A 16352-nucleotide genomic window follows, 5' to 3' on the forward strand; every position below is an offset into this window, starting at 1 on the left:
GGGGTGCTCACGACGCGATCAGGCGATGATCGGCCTCAACGTTCGGGCTCCACAACACGTCGCCGACGCTCTCGCCGAAGGCGACGACGTGCCCGGCCCGCAGCACGAGCACCCGTGCGCCCAGCCCCTCCACCGCTTCGCGATCGTTGCCCACCAGCAGGGTCGACATCCCATACGCCTCGCGGCGCCGACGAAGAGCGTCGAGCACGGCATCCCGCGATGAGATGTCGAGATTGGCCATGAGATCGTCGGCGATGAACACGCGCGGTTCGAGCATGAGGGATCGGGCGACAGCGACACGCTGACGCATGCCGGCACTGAGCTCGTAGGGGTACTTCACGTTCAGCCCGAGCGGCAGCTTCAACTCATCCAGCAGCGCCGCCACCCGGATCGCCAGGGCCCGTTTGTCGACCTTGCGTGATCGGCTGGTGATGGGCGCCGAGATCACCTCTTCCACGGTCAGTCGTGACGGCAGCCGCGCACCGGCGCCCTGCGCCAGGTACCCCGTCAGATAGGTGTGCACACGGTGCGCACGCCCTGGACGGCGCACAGGAATCCCCTCGACCAGGGCGTCGCCACCAACGACCGCGAGCCCAGGCTCGTCGGCGCCCGCGAGCACGGCAGCCAGGCTCGACTTGCCGGCACCGGTGGGACCCAGCACTGCCAGGGCACCGCCATGCGGCAGCGTCGCGTCGACACCGTCGATCACGCGCGCGGCGTCGCCGCGGGCTGAGGCCCGGGCGATCGACAGATCAGTGCACTGAATGGCGACTTCGGCGTCGCGTCGGCGGGCCATGTCCCTCATCCTGCCGTGCCACGAGCACCGGCGCCACCCGAGCCTACGATTCGGCCAGCAGACGCTGCCGTTCGGCGTCGAGCTCGCGCAGTTCGATGCGCACCGCGCGGCCCTGCTCGGAGTCGGCCGGAACGCGCTGAATGGCCCCCAGCAGTTCGCGCTTTCGGCCGTCGAGCGAGCGGGTGACCAAGCGACGGGCCAGGTCGTGTGCCGAGACCACGGCGTGGTCGTCGTCGCGCGCGGGAAATTCGCCGGTGAGAAGCTCTGCTGCCAGCGAGCGATACGGCTCGCGCACCGCCGAGACGGCCTCGACCGCCCAGCCCGGGCGGCTGACGTCGGTGGCCGCGGCCACGCTCTGCCGCACGGCCTCGAGCGCAGGATTGCGCATCTCGAGCGCCACGGCTCGTTGCCGCAGATCGGGATCGATGCGATGGCCGTACTGCAGAAACCCCATCATCGCGTCGCGCTCGAGGCCCACGTCGGGGGTGCGCGGCAGAGTGGCCAGCGTCACCCGGAGTTCTGGTGAGGGGGCGGATGCCGCAGGCTCAGCACGCTGCGGCGCGCGGGCCGCGCTCGCCTCGGCGTGCGCAGCGCGGTCGACCTCACGGTGCACCTCGCCGGTGTCCATGCCCAGCCGACGGGCCAGAACCCGCTCGTACTCGCGGCGGATGATCGGGTCGCGCAACTCGGCGACGATCGGCGCCGCCGCCCGAAGCCCGCCGATGCGCCCCTCGACGGTGGCCAGGTCGAACCCCGCCACCCGCTGATCGATGACGAACTCGAACATCGGCACCTTGGCGTCCATCAGCGAGCGAACAGCGGCATCCCCCCGCTGCAGACGCAGATCGCAAGGGTCCAGGCCCTGCGGGCCGGTAGCCACGAAGCTCTGCGCCTTCAGTGACTTCGTCGACGCGAAAGCGCGCACCGCGGCCTTCTGACCGGCGGCATCCGGGTCGAATGTGAACACGACCTCGGCCGTGCCGTCATCGCCGATCACGCGGCGCAGGATGTTCATGTGGTCGGCGCCGAACGCCGTGCCACAGGTGGCCACGGCGGTGGTGACACCGGCCAGATGACAGGCCATCACATCGGTGTAGCCCTCGACGACCACCACGCGGCGTGGTTCGCCCCGGGAGATGTCGCGCTTGGCCAGGTCGAGGCCGTAGAGCACCTGCGTCTTCTTGTAGAGCACGGTCTCGGGGGTGTTGAGGTACTTCGGGCCGTTGTCGTCATCGAACAGCCGACGTGCGCCGAAGCCGAGCGTCTGCCCGGTGATGTCGCGGATCGGCCACACGACCCGACCGCGGAACCGGTCGTACACGCCGCGCTGCCCCTGCGAGACGAGGCCGGCAGCGATCAGCTCGTCACGCGTGAAGCCCTGCTTCGTCATCGCGTCGAGCAACCCCGACCAGCCCTTGGGCGCGTAGCCGACCCCGAAGTGCGCCGCTGCGCCGGCATCGAAGCCGCGCTGGCCGAGAAAACGCCGACCCGCATCGGCCTCGGGCGTCATCAGCTGCTGTCGGAACCACTCGGCTGCCGCGGCGTTGGCGGCGTACAGGCGCGTGCGACCCGAGGTCTCGGGTGCGGCGCCGCCCTCTTCGTAGTGCAGGGTGAAACCGATGCGCGCCGCAAGGCGCTCGACGGCTTCAGTGAACGAGAGGTGGTCCATCTGCCGCAAGAAGGTGTACACGTCGCCCGACTCACCGCATCCGAAGCAGTGATAGAAGCCCACCTGTGGGCGCACGTTGAAGCTCGGGCTCTTCTCGTCGTGGAACGGGCACAGGCCCTTCATCGACCCGATGCCGGCCGGCTTGAGCGCGACCCGCTCGCCGATCACATCGGCGATGTTCACGCGTGCCTTGACCTCGTCGATGTCGGCCTGCGCGATGCGCCCCGGCATCAGGGCACCCCCACATGGTCGGGCGACCAGACGCCCAGCGATGCGGCATCGACCTCGCCCACGAGACGGCGATGCCAAGAGATCGCCAGCTGATCGGTCAGGCTGGCGACCTGGTCGACGACGGCACGACGGGCCGCGGCATCCGTGGTCGCAGAGGCGAAGTCCTCGGCATAGACCGGCGTGAGGTGCTCGGGACGCTCCCACAGTGCATCGGCGATGCGCTTGAGCACCCGGCGCTGCTCCTTGTACAGCTGTTTGCGCCCCTCGATCGAGACGACGAAGGCGCCGATGATGCCTTTGAGCACGGCCATCTCGACCTCGATCACGCGCGGCACCACGACATGGGCGCGATAGCGGGTGAGCACCGGGGTGTCGTACGCCTCGCGCGTGGCCGATGTCGCCGCGCGGGCGAAGCGGCCGATGAGGTCGCTGGTGAGGTTCTTCAAACGTGCCAGTGCGGCACGAGTGCCATCGAACGAGGTCAGCCAATCACTGAGCTGGGTCAGCCGGTGCAGGGCGTCGGCGAGTTCGTCGCGGTGGAAGTCGTAGCCCACCCAGGTCTGGATAGCATCGAGCAGCGCCTCGTGCTCACCGGACGCGGTCAGCCGCGCCGGGTCGAGGTAGCCGTTGACGATGGCGTCTTCGAAGTCGTGCACGGAGTAGGCGATGTCGTCGGAGAGGTCCATGACCTCAGCTTCGATGCAGCGCACGCGCCCCGGCGCGCCCGCGCGCATCCAGTGGAAGATCTCTTCGTCGTCGGCGTACACCCCGAATTTCAACCGGCCGCCGGCGTCGGGCAGGGGGTGCGCGGCGGTCCACGGGTACTTGCAGGTGGCATCCAGGCTCGCGCGGGTGAGGTTGAGCCCGTAGCTGGCGCCGTCGGGCCCGAGCACCTTGGGTTCGAGGCGCGTGATGATCCGCAGGGTCTGCGCGTTGCCCTCGAATCCGCCGATGTCTTCGGCCCAGTCGTTGAGCGCCCGCTCGCCGTTGTGCCCGAACGGCGGATGCCCCAAGTCGTGGTTCAAGCACGCGGTGTCGACGACGTCGGGCGACAGCCGCAGGGCGGTGGCCAGCTCGCGGCCCACCTGCGCCACCTCGAGAGAGTGGGTCAGGCGGTTGCGGGCGAAGTCAGCCGGCGAGGCGGGGCTGAGCACCTGGGTCTTGGCGGCCAGTCGCCGCAGTGCCGCCGAATGCAGCACCCGGGCGCGGTCGCGGGCGAAGTCGTCACGCTGCGAGCGATGCCGCTCCCCGAAGTACCGCGCGGCATCCGCCTCGTCGTATCCGCTCGGCCGGCCCGGGGCGACGCCGACCGCGGACGCCCCCTCAGCCGCCACTCGTGTCGGCCTCCGATTCGGTGAGGGATGCCGCATGTGCGCCGATCTCGCGCGAGTCGAGCCACCCCTCGGGCAGCACGGTGCGCTTGGGCGAACCCGCCCGCCCCCGCTGCCCCTCGGCCGATGCTCCCGGGTAGGGGGCGTCGAGGTCCATCTCGGCCAGAAGCTCGTCGATCTCGGCCAGACTCGACGATGTCGCCAGCCGCGCACGCAGCTCGCCCCCGACCGGGTAACCCTTGAAATACCACGCCACGTGCTTGCGGATGTCGCGGCATCCCCGGTCTTCGTCTTCGAAGAACTCGACGAGCAGTTCTGCATGCCGCCGGAACGCGCGGGCGACGAAGCCCAGGGTTGCATCCACAGGCTCGGCGGTCGCCGCCCCCGGCTCACCGAGCGCGCGGGCCAGATCGCCGAACAGCCACGGCCGGCCGAGGCATCCACGTCCTACCACGACGCCATCGCAACCGGTCTCGGCCATCATGCGCTGCGCATCGCCGGCCGACCAGATGTCGCCGTTGCCGAGCACCGGGATGCTGGTGATGGCCTGCTTGAGCGTGGCGATGGCCGACCAGTCGGCATGCCCCGAGTAGTACTGGCTCGCCGTGCGCGCGTGCAGGGCTATGGCCGAGACACCGGCGTCTTCGGCGATGCGGGCCGCGTCGAGGTAGGTGAGGTGGGTGTCGTCGATACCCTTGCGCATCTTGATCGTGACCGGGATGGTGCCCGCGGCTTTCACGGCGCGCGTGACGATGGCCTCGAAGAGGTCGAGCTTCCACGGCAGGGCCGATCCGCCGCCCTTGCGCGTGACCTTGGGCACGGGGCATCCGAAGTTCATGTCGATGTGATCGGCCCGGTCTTCGTCGACGAGGATCTTCACGGCGTTTTCGACCGTCACCGGGTCGACGCCGTACAGCTGGATCGAGCGCAGCGACTCGGACTCGTGGTGGGTGATCAGCCGCATGGTCACGGCATTGCGCTCGACGAGGGCGCGGGTCGTGATCATCTCGCTGACGTAGAGCCCCGCCCCGTATTCGCGGCACAACCGGCGGAATGCGGCGTTCGTGATGCCGGCCATCGGCGCCAGCACCACCGGCGCGTCGAGCTCGATGGGCCCGATGCGCAAGGTGCGGGCGGGAGCGGCGAGGGTGGTCACCCCTCTATTCTCCCAGACGGCGACACCCGCGTGGTCGTGCGCGCTTAGGCTGTGGAGATGAGCGAAACTGTCCGCACAGATCTGCGCGAGATCCCTTTCAGAACCGCCGACGGCGCCACGGCCACGTTGGCTGATTTCGACGGCAGGGTGCTGATGATCGTCAATGTCGCCTCGAAGTGCGGACTGACCCCGCAGTACGAACAGCTCGAACAGCTGCAACGTGTCTATGGTGAGCGCGGATTCACCGTTCTCGGATTTCCCTGCAACCAGTTCCATGGTCAGGAGCCGGGGTCGATCGACGAGATTCTCGAGTACTGCTCGACCACGTGGGGAGTCACCTTTCCCGTGTTCGACAAGCTCGAGGTCAACGGTCCCGACGCGGCGCCGCTTTATCAGGAACTGACGAAGGTCGAGGACCCGGATGGCCAGCGGGGGCCGGTCGCCTGGAACTTCGAGAAGTTCCTCGTCACGCCCGACGGCGCTGTGCACCGCTTCCGCCCGCAGACCACACCCGACGACCCGGCCGTGATCGCGGTGATCGAGCAGAATCTGCCTGGCTGAGCGGCGCCTTCGGCGGGGCATCCGCCGGTTGCGGAGGCACTGTCACAGAAACGGCGCCCTCCCGGCGAAACACCCACACCTTCTGTGACACCGTCGCCACGCGTGTCACACAAACGGCGACCTCCAGGCCGAACAGCCACACCTACTGTGACACGGCCACCACGCGTGTCACACAAGGAGCGGCCTCCAGGCCGAACAGCCACACCTACTGTGACACCGTCGCCACGCGTGTCACACAAGGAGCGGCCTCCAGGCCGAACACCCGCACAAACTGTGACACGGCGGCGCCGAGCGGTGGGTCGCTCAAAGTGCAACGCACCGCCGCGGAGGCGGCTCGCGCCGCGACGCACCCCGCACGCGTGTCACACAAGCGGCGACTTCCCGGCGGAACAGCCGCACCTTCTGTGACACGGCCACCATGCGCGTCACACAAACGGCGACTTCCCGGCGGAACAGCCGCACCTTCTGCGACACGGCCACCATGCGCGTCACACAAACGGCGACCTCCCGGCGGACCACCCGCACCTACTGTGACACGGCCGCGCCGAGCGGTGGGTCGCTCAAACTGCGACGCACCGCCGCGGAGGCGGCTCGCGCCGTGCCGCACCCCGCACGCGTGTCACACAAGCGGCGACCTCCCGGCGGAACAGCCGCACCTTCTGTGACACGGCGGCGCAAAGCTGCGTGTCACACAAGCGGCGACCTCCCGGCGAAACACCCACACCTTCTGTGACACGGCCCTAAGAGGGCTCACGCAGGTGGGGCCTCAGGATGCCGCGACCGCCGCGCGGTGCTCGTCCCACACCTGGCGGGCGATCTGCGCGAACGCCTCGGGCGGCTGCGCGCCGCTGACCCCGTACTTGCCGTCGATGACGAAGAACGGCACACCGCTGATGCCGTACGCGCTCGCCTGCGCTTGGTCGGCGCGCACAGCAGGCAGGTAGCGATCGGATTCGAGCGCTTCGCGGGCGGATGCGGCATCCAGACCAACCTCTTCAGCCAGCGCGACCAACTCATCGATGCGCCCGACGTGGCGTCCCTCGGTGAAGTAGCCGGCCATGAGCCGCTCTTCCATCTCGTGCTGGCGTCCGTGTTCCTTGGCGAAGTGCAGCAGCTCGTGCGCCTTCACGGTGTTGGTGTGCTTGAGGATGTCGAAGCGGTACTCCAGGCCCGCCTCGGCGGCCACACCCGTGACCCGCTTGAGCATCTGCTCCACCTGCTCGCGGCCCATCCCCTTGTGGTCGGCGAGAAAGTCGTACTCGTCGCCGTCGAAGTCAACGGGGGTATCGGGCGAGAGCTCGAAGGAGTGGAACACCACCTCCACCTCAGGGGCGTCGTCCCCGGCGGATGCCGCAGCCAGTCCTCTTTCCAGGTTGCGCTTGCCGATGTAGCACCACGGGCAGGCGATGTCGGACCAGACGTCGATCGAGATGGGTTCAGTCACAATGGGTACAACCTCCACAGGCCCCGGGTGTATTCCTGCGCATATGTCAGAGCGCGTCGTCGGGCGTGTCGACCGCGCCACCGAAACGCCGGTCGCGATCCAGGTACAGATCGATGGCGTGCCAGAGGTCTTGCCGGGTGAAGTCGGGCCACAGCGTGTCGAGGAACACGAACTCGGCATACGCCGACTCCCACAGCAGAAAGTTCGAGGTGCGCTGCTCCCCCGACGAGCGCACGAAAAGGTCGACATCGGGCATGTCGGCGATGTACAAGCGCCGCCGGATCAGCTTCTCGGTCACCGCCGACGACCGCAGCCGCTTGGCCGCCACGTCGTCGGCGATCGAGCGCATCGCGTCGACGAGCTCGACGCGCCCGCCGTAGTTGACGCACATCGTGAGGGTGAGCACGTCGTTGTGCGCGGTGAGCTTCTCGGCGTATTGCAGTTCTTTGATGACCGACCCCCACAGGCGTGGCCTGCGGCCCGCCCACCGCACCCGCACTCCCCACTCGTTGAGCTGGTCGCGGCGCCGATGCAGCACTTCGCGGTTGAATCCCATCAGAAACCGCACCTCGTCGGGCGAGCGCGTCCAGTTCTCGGTCGAGAAGGCGTACACCGACAGGTGCTTCACGCCGGCCTGCACGGCACCTGCCACCACGTCGAGCAGCGACGCTTCACCGGCGCGGTGCCCCTCGATGCGGGTGAGGCCGCGGCGGTTCGCCCAGCGGCCGTTGCCGTCCATGACGATAGCGACGTGATTCGGGACGGCCCCCTTCGGGTACGCGGGCGGGTACACACCCGTCCAGTCGATCGGACGGTAGGCGACGGCATCCTTGTGCGTGTAGGGCTGGGGGCTCACAGGTGGACTTCCTCGGGCGGCGCGGGCTCTGACAGCACATGTTCGAGAGCGCGGATGCCGCGCTCGAGATGGAACTGCGCATACGCCGAGACGAGACCCGATGCGGCTGCGGTGGCCGCCGGGGCCGCGGCATCCACGATGTCCCACTCCCCCGCGATAAGCGCCTGCAGCAGCCCGGTGGTCGCCATGTCGACACGCACCGAACCGGCCGGTGCGCAGTTCTGACACACCACGCCGCCCAGCTGCGCGACGAAGTTCAGATGCGGTCCGGGCAGGCCGCACCGTGCGCAGTCTCCCAGTCCCGGAGCCCACCCCGACATCGACATCGCGCGCAGCAGGTAGGAGTCCAGGATGCTGCGCGCCGCGTGCTCGCCACGGGCCAGCGCACGCAGCCCGCCCACCAGCAGCAGGTACTGCTGCGGTGTGGTCTCGGCCTCGTTGAGCCGGTCGGCGGTCTCCACCATCGCGCTGGCGGCCGTGTACCGGTCATAGTGCGTCGCGATCTGGGCGCCGTACGCGCCCAGCGACTCAGCCTGCTGGATGATGTCGAGACTGCGCCCCTGGTACAACTGCACGTCGGCGACCATGAACGGCTCGAGCCGTGCGCCGAATCGTGACGAGGTGCGCCGCACGCCCTTCGCGACCGCGCGCACCTTGCCGTGCCGCCGGCTCAGGCACGTGACGATGCGGTCTGCTTCACCCAACTTGTGGGTGCGCAGAACCACGACTTCATCACGGTAGGTGGGCACTCGTTCATTATCCCGGCACCGCGCGAGAATGGAGGGCGTGAACGAGCCGATCCTCATCATTCCGCTGTGGGCGGACCTGACCGCCGTGGGCCTGGGCGGCATTCAGGGCGCCCTTTTCGCCGCGGGGTTCCGCGGGCAGCGCCGCCTCGACTTTCTCGGGGTGGCCATCATCGGAATCATGGTCGGCATGGGCGGCGGGCTCATCCGCGATCTGCTGCTGAACGTCACCCCGGTCACGCTGCAGAGCAACTGGTATCTGCTCACGGCGACAGCGGCATCTCTTCTGGGGATGCTGCTGGCGGGGTTCTTGAGCAAGGCGAATGGTGTCATCGTGGGTCTTGATGCCATCGTGATCGCCCTGTTCGGCGCGTTCGGAACGAGTAAGGCCCTGACGCTGGGCCTCCCGCTCGTGCCTGCGGTGTTCATCGGAGCCTGCGCAGCCGTGGGCGGCGGTGTGCTGCGCGACATCCTCGTGGGACTTCCCGTCGCGATCATGCACGTCGGTTCGCTCTATGCGGTTGCAGCGGCGGCGGGATGCCTGGTCCTGGCCGTCTCGCACGCGTTCGGCGTGCCGATGATCGCGGCCGCCGTGATCGGAATCGTGGTGACCGCGGTGATCCGCGTGCTGGCCGTGGTCTTCGATGTCTCTCTGCCCGAGCAGCGGATGCTGCACCGCCGCAAGGTCGCGGTGGAAACGGCGGCGATAAAGATCATCAGGAACGAGGACTCCGGCCGCTGAGCCGCCCAAGCGCGGTGAACCACCGCTGGCGACGTTTCGACTCGTCGCTGCGCGGCTGGCTCAAGACCCGACGGGCTCAGACCCCCGCGAGTGCCGGTGACGCCTGCCGGGTGCGGATCGCGCGGTTCACGCCCGACACTATCGCCTTCAGGCTCGCCGTCGAGATGTCACCGTCGATGCCGACGCCCCACAGCCGTTGCCCGTCGACCTGCAGCTCGACGTAGGAGGCGGCCTGGGCGTCGCCCCCGGTCGAGAGCGCGTGCTCGACGTAGTCGTACACTGTGACGTCGATGCCCTCCGCGCGCAGCACCTCGACGAACGCCGCAACCGGGCCATTGCCGGTGGCCTGCGTCTGCACCTCGGCATCGCCGTCGCGCAGCTTGACGTCGAGAACGACATCGCCGGTCATGTCGCTCGAGGTGCGGGTGCTCAGCAGTTCGAACCGGCCCCAGCGGGCATCGTCGATGTCGGCGGGCAGATATTCGTCGGTGAAGATGTCCCAGATCTGGCCGCTGGTGACCTCGCCGCCTTCGGCATCGGTCTTGGCCTGCACCACGCCGGAGAACTCGATCTGCAGCCTGCGCGGCAGGTCGAGGGCATGGTCGGTCTTCAGCAGGTAGGCGACACCACCCTTGCCCGACTGCGAGTTGACGCGGATGACCGCCTCGTACGACCGTCCCAGGTCTTTGGGGTCGACGGGCAGGTAGGGCACGCCCCACTCGATGTCGTCGACGCCCACGCCCGCTTCGTCAGCACGGGCCTGCATCGACTCGAATCCCTTCTTGATGGCGTCCTGGTGCGAGCCGCTGAACGCGGTGAAGACCAGATCGCCGCCCCACGGCGACCGTTCGGGCACCGGCAGCTGGTTGCAGTGTTCGACGGTGCGCTTGATCTGGTCGATGTCGCTGAAGTCGATCTGCGGGTCGATGCCCTGTGTGAAAAGGTTGACGCCCAGGGTGACCAGGTCGACGTTGCCGGTGCGCTCTCCATTGCCGAACAGGCATCCCTCGATGCGGTCGGCGCCGGCCATATATCCGAGCTCGGCGGCCGCGACGGCGGTACCGCGGTCATTGTGCGGATGCAGCGACAGAATCACGTTCTCGCGGTTGTTCAGGTGCCGGTTCATCCACTCGATCGAGTCGGCGTACACGTTGGGGGTGGCCATCTCGACGGTGGCCGGCAGGTTGATGATGACCTTGCGCTCGGGGGTCGGCTCGAAGATCTCCAGCACCTGGTTGCAGATGTCGGCGGCGAAGGAGAGCTCGGTGCCGGTGTAGCTCTCGGGCGAGTACTCGTAGTAGACCACCGTCTCAGGCACGCGCTTCTCGAACTCGCGGCACAGTCGTGCGCCCTCCAGGGCGATGTCGATGACGCCCTGCTTGTCGGTGCGGAACACCACCTCGCGCTGCAGGATGCTCGTCGAGTTGTACAGGTGGACGATCGCCTGCTTCGCCCCTGCGATCGCCTGGTAGGTGCGCTCGATCAGGTGCTCACGCGCCTGGGTCAGCACCTGGATGGTGACGTCGTCGGGAATGAGATCTTCTTCGATCAGCTGCCGCACGAAGTCGAAGTCGGTCTGGCTGGCGCTGGGAAAGCCGACCTCGATCTCTTTGTACCCCATGCGCACGAGCAGGTCGAACATGATGCGCTTGCGCTCGGGACTCATCGGGTCGATCAGGGCCTGGTTGCCGTCACGCAGATCGACGGCGCACCAGCGCGGTGCGGTGGTGATGTGCTTCGTCGGCCAGGTGCGATCGGGCAGATCGACCCGGATCTGCTCGTGGAACGGCCGATACTTGTGGATCGGCATGGCCGAAGGCTTCTGATTGTTCTTCATGATGCGGCTTCTTCTCTTCGTCTGGAAAGCGGGCCGACGACAAGCTCCGCGACGAGGATGGCCCTAGAACGAGGACTCGCCGCGGCAGCTAAGGAGAAGCACCAAGCCTGCGCGCATGAAAACAGAGTACACCCGTGCCGCGACGGGCCGGAACACGGTGTCAGAAACCGAGGCGTCCCAGCTGCTTCGGGTCACGTTGCCATTCCTTGGCGACCCGGACGTGCAGCGACAGGAAGATCCTCGAGCCGATCAGCGGCTCGATCTGCGCGCGCGCCCGGGCTCCGACATCCCGCAGCCGCGATCCCTTGTGCCCGATGATGATCGCCTTCTGGCTGTCGCGCTCCACGACGATATCGGCGAACACATCGGTGAGATCGCTGTCTTCACGCGGCGCGATGTCTTGCACGACCACGGCGATCGAGTGCGGCAGTTCGTCGCGCACCCCCTCGAGCGCGGCCTCGCGGATGATCTCGGCGATGCGGTCGTCGATGCTCTCGTCGGTGACGATGTCATCGGGATACAGCGCCGGGCCGGTGGGCATGAGGCCCAGCAGCTCGTCGGTGAGCACGTCGAGCTGGTCATGGGTCAGCGCCGACAGCGGGATCACCGCTGCCCAGTCCTCGCGCAGCTGGTCGACCTCGAGAAGGCGCTCGGTGATCTGTTCCCGGGTTGCGGCGTCGGTCTTGGTGACCAGGGCGATCTTCTTCGCGCGCGAGTAGCCGTCGAGCGAGGCCGCGATCCGGCGATCGCCCGGCCCCACCTTCTCGGTCGCCGGCACGCAGAACGCTATGACGTCGACATCGCCCAGCACCGTCTCGACCAGATCGTTCAGCCGCTGGCCGAGAAGAGTGCGGGGCCGGTGGATGCCCGGGGTGTCGACGATGATCAGCTGTCCGTCGGGGCGGTTCAGGATGCCGCGGATGGCCCGCCGCGTCGTCTGGGGCTTTTCGCTGGTGATGGCGACTTTCTCGCCGACCAGCGCGTTGGTCAGCGTGGACTTGCCCACGTTCGGCCGCCCCACGAAGGTCACGAACCCGCATCGGATGTCGGTCATCGTTGCTGCTCCTTGTCAGTGCGGGTGCGCTCGACGAACACGGTCGCGATGCCGCGACCGCGCCCGCGGGACGCCCCTCCGGTGAGAGTGAGACCGTCGTGCACGGCCGTGGCACCGGGCTGTGGCACGCGCCCGATCAGCTTGCCGAGCAGACCGCCGATCGAGTCGACGTCTTCGTCGTCGAGTTCGATGTCGAAAAGGTCGCCCACATCCGACACCGGAAGTCGTGAGCTGACCCGGTACCGGCCCGGCTCGAGCTCGACGACCTCGGTGGCGCGCGGATCGTATTCGTCGGCGATCTCGCCGACGAGCTCCTCGATGATGTCTTCGAGGGTGACCAGCCCGGCGACGCTGCCGTACTCGTCGACGACCAGGCACACGTGCACGGCGTCGCGCTTCATCTGCTGCAGCAAGGTCTCCACGCGCATCGACTCGGGCACGAACACCGGGGGCCGGGCAATGCGAGTGACCAGGGCGTCCTGCCACGCCGCCTCGGTGTCGCGATAGCCGATCAGCACGAGGTCTTTGAGGTACAGCACGCCCACCACGTCGTCGGCCTCATCGTCGACGACGGGCACACGCGAGACCCCCTTGTCCAAGAACACGCTCATGGCATCGCGGGCCGTGGTGTCGGCGTCGACGGTCACCATGTCTGTGCGCGGCACCATCACCTCGCGCACGAAGGTGTCGGTGAAGTCGAACACCGAGTGGATGAGGTCGCGGTCGTCCTGCTCGATGAGGTCTTGCGAGGCTGCCTCGTCGACCATGCTCAGCAGTTGCTCTTCGCTCGAGAACGATGCGCCGCGTGCCCCGCCGGGGGTCACCTTGTCGCCGAAAGCTATCAGGCCGTGCACGATGGGGCCGAGAATGATCCGGATGCCGCGCACCACCCGTGCGCTGCCGCGCAACAGCCCCTGCGCGTGCCGGCGGCCCACCGAGCGCGGGCTCGCGCCCACCAGGACGAACGAGATCGCCGTCATCAGCAGGACCGCGGCAAGCATCGCCCACCAGATGCTCTGGAACAGGATCGTGAAGGCGACGGTGACCAGCACGGCGGCGCCGGTCTCTGCCAGCACGCGGATGAACGTGACGGCCTGCAGGTGGGCATCGGCGTCGTCGGCGATGCGGCGCAGCTGGGGCGCTCCCCGCTCGTCTTCGTCGGCCAGATCGACGAGGTCCTGCCGGCTGGTCACGCCCATGGCCGCGTCGATGGCGGCCATGAGACCGCCGAATGCCACCAGCAGCACGGCTGCGATGAGCAGGAGAACGGCCGTCATGAGCGGTTGCGGCGCTCCGCGGTATGGAAGCTCAGCAGCAGATCGCGCTGCAGGCCGAACATCTCGCGCTCTTCGTCGGGTTCGGCGTGGTCGAAGCCCAGCAGGTGCAGCAGCCCGTGGGTGGTCAGAAGCATGAGTTCGTCGAGAGTGGAGTGGCCCGCCTGCTCGGCCTGGGTCTCAGCGACCTGCGGGCACAGCACGATGTCGCCGAGAAGTCCCGCCGGTGTCGGCATGTCGGCGGTGCCCGGACGCAGCTCGTCCATCGGAAAGCTCAGCACGTCGGTTGGCCCCGGTTCGTCCATCCACTGCACGTGCAGTGCTTCCATGGCACCCTCGTCGACGATGAGGATGGCCACGTCGGCGTCGGGGCTGACGTGCAGCTGCGCGAGGTTGTGCTCGGTCAACCGCAGCAGTTTGGCCTCGTCGACGACGAAACCCGATTCGTTCGTGATCTCGATGGTCATGCTCGTCCTCGCCTCTGCTGGTGGTCACGCGGTGCGCGCGGGTGCAGCGCGCCGCGTCGCTCGGCACGATTGGCGAACTCTTCGGCTTCATCGCGCTCACGGCGTGAGGCCAGACGGCGCTCGTCGTATTCGGTGTAGGCGTCCACGATGCGCCCCACCAGTGTGTGCCGGACGACGTCTTGGCTGGTCAGGGTCGCGAAGTGGATGTCGTCGATGTCTTTGAGCACCCGGGTGACAAGGCGCAGCCCCGACGCCGACTGTGGCAGGTCGATCTGGGTGATGTCGCCGGTGACGACCATGCGCGTGCCGAACCCGAGCCGGGTGAGGAACATCTTCATCTGCTCGGGCGTGGTGTTCTGTGCCTCGTCGAGCACGACGAACGAGTCGTTCAAGGTGCGCCCGCGCATGTACGCCAGCGGTGCCACCTCGATCGTGCCGCTCGCGATGAGCTTCGGGACCAGTTCAGGGTCCATCATCTCGTTGAGCGCGTCGTACAGCGGCCGCAGGTACGGGTCGATCTTGTCGGTGAGGGTGCCCGGCAGAAAGCCGAGCCGCTCCCCCGCCTCGATGGCGGGACGACTCAGGATGATACGGCTGACCTCTTTGCGCTGCAGGGCCTGCACGGCTTTGGCCATCGCCAGGTAGGTCTTGCCGGTGCCGGCGGGGCCGATGCCGAACACGATGGTGTTCTCGTCGATGGCGTCGACGTATGCCTTCTGCCCGGCGGTCTTGGGGCGGATCACCTTGCCGCGCGAGGACAGGATCGCCTCGCCGAGCACCTCTGACGGGCGCAGGTTGGCGTCGGACTGCAGCATCCGGTTCGACGAGACGACGTCGAGCGGGTCGAGCCCTTGACCGGCGCGGGCCATGGCGATGAGTTCCTCCACAAGGGTGCGGGCGGCGGCCACCGCGGGCGCGTCGCCGGACAGCGTGATCTCGTTGCCGCGCACGTGCACGTCAACATCGGGGTGCTCGCGCTCCACAACGCGCAGCAGTCGGTCCTGCGGCCCGAGCAGCTGCACCATGGCGATGCCGTCGGCGTAGATCCGCTCGACGGCGGCTGCGTCATCCGGCATTCATGCTCGATTCGTCCAGGCCCCCGGCCAATACGTGCGCGTGCACGTGGAACACGGTCTGTCCCGCGTTCGCACCGGTGTTGAAGATGAGGCGGAAGTCGCCGTCGGAGTGCTCGGCGGCCAGCGTGTTCGCCAGCTCGATCATCTGCACCAGCAGCGCCGGGTCGCCGGCGGCGAGCTCGGTGACATCGCGGTACTGCTGCGTCTTCGGGATCACGAGAAGGTGCACCGGCGCCTTGGGTGCGATATCACGGATGGCGAAGAGAGTGTCGGTCTGCGCGACGATCTCAGACGGGATCTCGCCGTTGAGGATGCGCGTGAAGATCGAGGGTTCGCTCATGGGTCCAGTCTATGAGCCGCCATCGGTCATTGAGCGAGCATCACCAGCGCCCGAGGCGGGTGCTCACCACCGCGAGGGCCGCCGGGCCTGCGGTCGAGGTACGCAGCACGGTCGAACCGAGCGCGGCGATCACGGCACCGGCTTCGGCGAACGCGGACAGTTCCTCGGCCGCGATGCCGCCCTCCGGGCCGACCACCAGCACGATGTCTCGGCCGTCGCCGACGTCGAGCCCGCTCAGCGGCACCGTACCCGCAGGGTCGAGGACGACCAGGCGGGATGCCGCAGCTCGGCCGATCAGCGCACGGGTCGTGATGACCTCGGCGACCTCGGGAATCCAGGCGCGGTGCGCCTGCTTGGCTGCCTCGCGGGCGATGCTCTGCCAGCGAGTGCGGCCCTTGGCCTGTTTGGCGCCCTCCCAGCGCGAGATGCTGCGGGCAGCCTGCCACGGCACGATCTCGTCGACACCGAGCTCGGTGGCCGCCTGCACGGCCAGCTCGTCACGATCGCCCTTCGCCAGCGCCTGGACCAGCACGACACGCGGGGAGGCGGCCGGTACGTCTTCGCGGGCGGTCACCCGCACCGCGACCTGCTGTGGCGTGACGTCTTCGCACACCGCCGTGAGCCACGCCCCCCGCCCGTCGCCGAGGGTGATCGTCTCGCCCGCGCGCACGCGTCGCACCGTGGCGGCATGGTGTGCTTCTGCACCGGTGAGCATGACACGGTCGCCGACGCGGGCGTCGGTGGCCTCATCCACCACGAAGTGCAGCGCCAC

The 16352-nt window shown here is 68.0% G+C and carries 16 protein-coding genes; 2 read left to right on the forward strand and 14 right to left on the reverse strand.

The features are described from left to right. Positions 1-7: 7 nt before the first annotated feature. The 4 genes from ET475_RS16085 to dusB are packed head-to-tail and all read right to left on the reverse strand — an operon-like array spanning position 8 to position 5183. The gene (locus ET475_RS16085) at positions 8-796 is read right to left on the reverse strand and encodes an ATP-binding cassette domain-containing protein (protein WP_129392589.1); all 789 of its coding nucleotides are present in this window, start codon (positions 794-796) and stop codon (positions 8-10) included. Between the two features lie 43 nt (positions 797-839). Further along, positions 840-2696 (reverse strand): DNA primase, encoded by a 1857-nt coding sequence (dnaG, locus tag ET475_RS16090; protein ID WP_129392591.1) that lies wholly within the window; start codon positions 2694-2696, stop codon positions 840-842. Beyond that, the gene (locus ET475_RS16095; RefSeq protein ID WP_165310967.1) at positions 2696-4066 is read right to left on the reverse strand and encodes a deoxyguanosinetriphosphate triphosphohydrolase; all 1371 of its coding nucleotides are present in this window, start codon (positions 4064-4066) and stop codon (positions 2696-2698) included. The genes dnaG and ET475_RS16095 overlap by 1 nt, the downstream gene beginning before the upstream one ends. After that, complete coding sequence (dusB, locus tag ET475_RS16100) at positions 4020-5183, reverse strand: tRNA dihydrouridine synthase DusB (RefSeq protein WP_129392597.1); 1164 nt, start codon at positions 5181-5183, stop codon at positions 4020-4022. Before dusB ends, ET475_RS16095 begins: the two co-directional genes overlap by 47 nt. Before the next feature lie 57 nt (positions 5184-5240). On the opposite strand from dusB, the gene ET475_RS16105 reads away from it, so the two are divergent. Continuing rightward, positions 5241-5744, forward strand: a complete 504-nt coding sequence (locus ET475_RS16105; protein WP_129392600.1) for a glutathione peroxidase — start codon at positions 5241-5243, stop codon at positions 5742-5744. A 766-nt stretch (positions 5745-6510) separates the two neighbouring features. On the opposite strand, the gene ET475_RS16115 is transcribed toward ET475_RS16105, so the two are convergent. Genes ET475_RS16115 through recO form a run of 3 tightly spaced genes read right to left on the reverse strand, consistent with a single transcriptional unit; the run spans position 6511 to position 8793 of the window. After that, positions 6511-7188: a DsbA family oxidoreductase gene (locus ET475_RS16115; protein WP_129392607.1), complete on the reverse strand. Its 678-nt coding sequence runs from the start codon at positions 7186-7188 to the stop codon at positions 6511-6513. A gap of 46 nt (positions 7189-7234) precedes the next feature. After that, on the reverse strand, positions 7235-8044 hold the full coding sequence (locus ET475_RS16120; protein WP_129392610.1) for an isoprenyl transferase: 810 nt from the start codon (positions 8042-8044) through the stop codon (positions 7235-7237). Beyond that, complete coding sequence (recO, locus tag ET475_RS16125; RefSeq protein ID WP_129392613.1) at positions 8041-8793, reverse strand: DNA repair protein RecO; 753 nt, start codon at positions 8791-8793, stop codon at positions 8041-8043. The genes ET475_RS16120 and recO overlap by 4 nt, the downstream gene beginning before the upstream one ends. 37 nt (positions 8794-8830) lie before the next feature. Between recO and ET475_RS16130 the strand changes: the two genes are divergently transcribed. Beyond that, positions 8831-9532 (forward strand): trimeric intracellular cation channel family protein, encoded by a 702-nt coding sequence (locus tag ET475_RS16130; protein WP_129392616.1) that lies wholly within the window; start codon positions 8831-8833, stop codon positions 9530-9532. A gap of 76 nt (positions 9533-9608) precedes the next feature. Here ET475_RS16130 and leuA read toward each other — a convergent pair whose 3' ends face one another. The 7 genes from leuA to ET475_RS16165 all read right to left on the reverse strand — a co-directional run bounded on the left by leuA (position 9609) and on the right by ET475_RS16165 (position 16352). After that, on the reverse strand, positions 9609-11369 hold the full coding sequence (gene leuA / locus ET475_RS16135) for a 2-isopropylmalate synthase (protein ID WP_129392618.1): 1761 nt from the start codon (positions 11367-11369) through the stop codon (positions 9609-9611). Positions 11370-11529: 160 nt separating this feature from the next. Continuing rightward, positions 11530-12423, reverse strand: coding sequence for a GTPase Era (era, locus tag ET475_RS16140; RefSeq protein WP_129392621.1), 894 nt, complete (start codon positions 12421-12423; stop codon positions 11530-11532). Beyond that, entirely contained in the window at positions 12420-13700 is a 1281-nt protein-coding gene (locus ET475_RS16145) for a hemolysin family protein (protein WP_129392624.1), read from the reverse strand. The genes era and ET475_RS16145 overlap by 4 nt, the downstream gene beginning before the upstream one ends. Beyond that, a complete protein-coding gene (gene ybeY, locus ET475_RS16150) occupies positions 13697-14164 on the reverse strand; it encodes an rRNA maturation RNase YbeY (RefSeq protein WP_129392627.1) in 468 nt (155 codons plus the stop codon). Before ybeY ends, ET475_RS16145 begins: the two co-directional genes overlap by 4 nt. Beyond that, positions 14161-15240: a PhoH family protein gene (locus ET475_RS16155; RefSeq protein WP_129392630.1), complete on the reverse strand. Its 1080-nt coding sequence runs from the start codon at positions 15238-15240 to the stop codon at positions 14161-14163. Before ET475_RS16155 ends, ybeY begins: the two co-directional genes overlap by 4 nt. Then, complete coding sequence (locus ET475_RS16160) at positions 15230-15580, reverse strand: HIT domain-containing protein (RefSeq protein WP_129392633.1); 351 nt, start codon at positions 15578-15580, stop codon at positions 15230-15232. Before ET475_RS16160 ends, ET475_RS16155 begins: the two co-directional genes overlap by 11 nt. A 40-nt stretch (positions 15581-15620) precedes the next feature. Further along, a complete protein-coding gene (locus ET475_RS16165) occupies positions 15621-16352 on the reverse strand; it encodes a 16S rRNA (uracil(1498)-N(3))-methyltransferase (protein ID WP_129392636.1) in 732 nt (243 codons plus the stop codon).

This window comes from Microbacterium protaetiae (assembly GCF_004135285.1).
Classification (GTDB): Bacteria; Actinomycetota; Actinomycetes; order Actinomycetales; family Microbacteriaceae; genus Microbacterium; species Microbacterium protaetiae.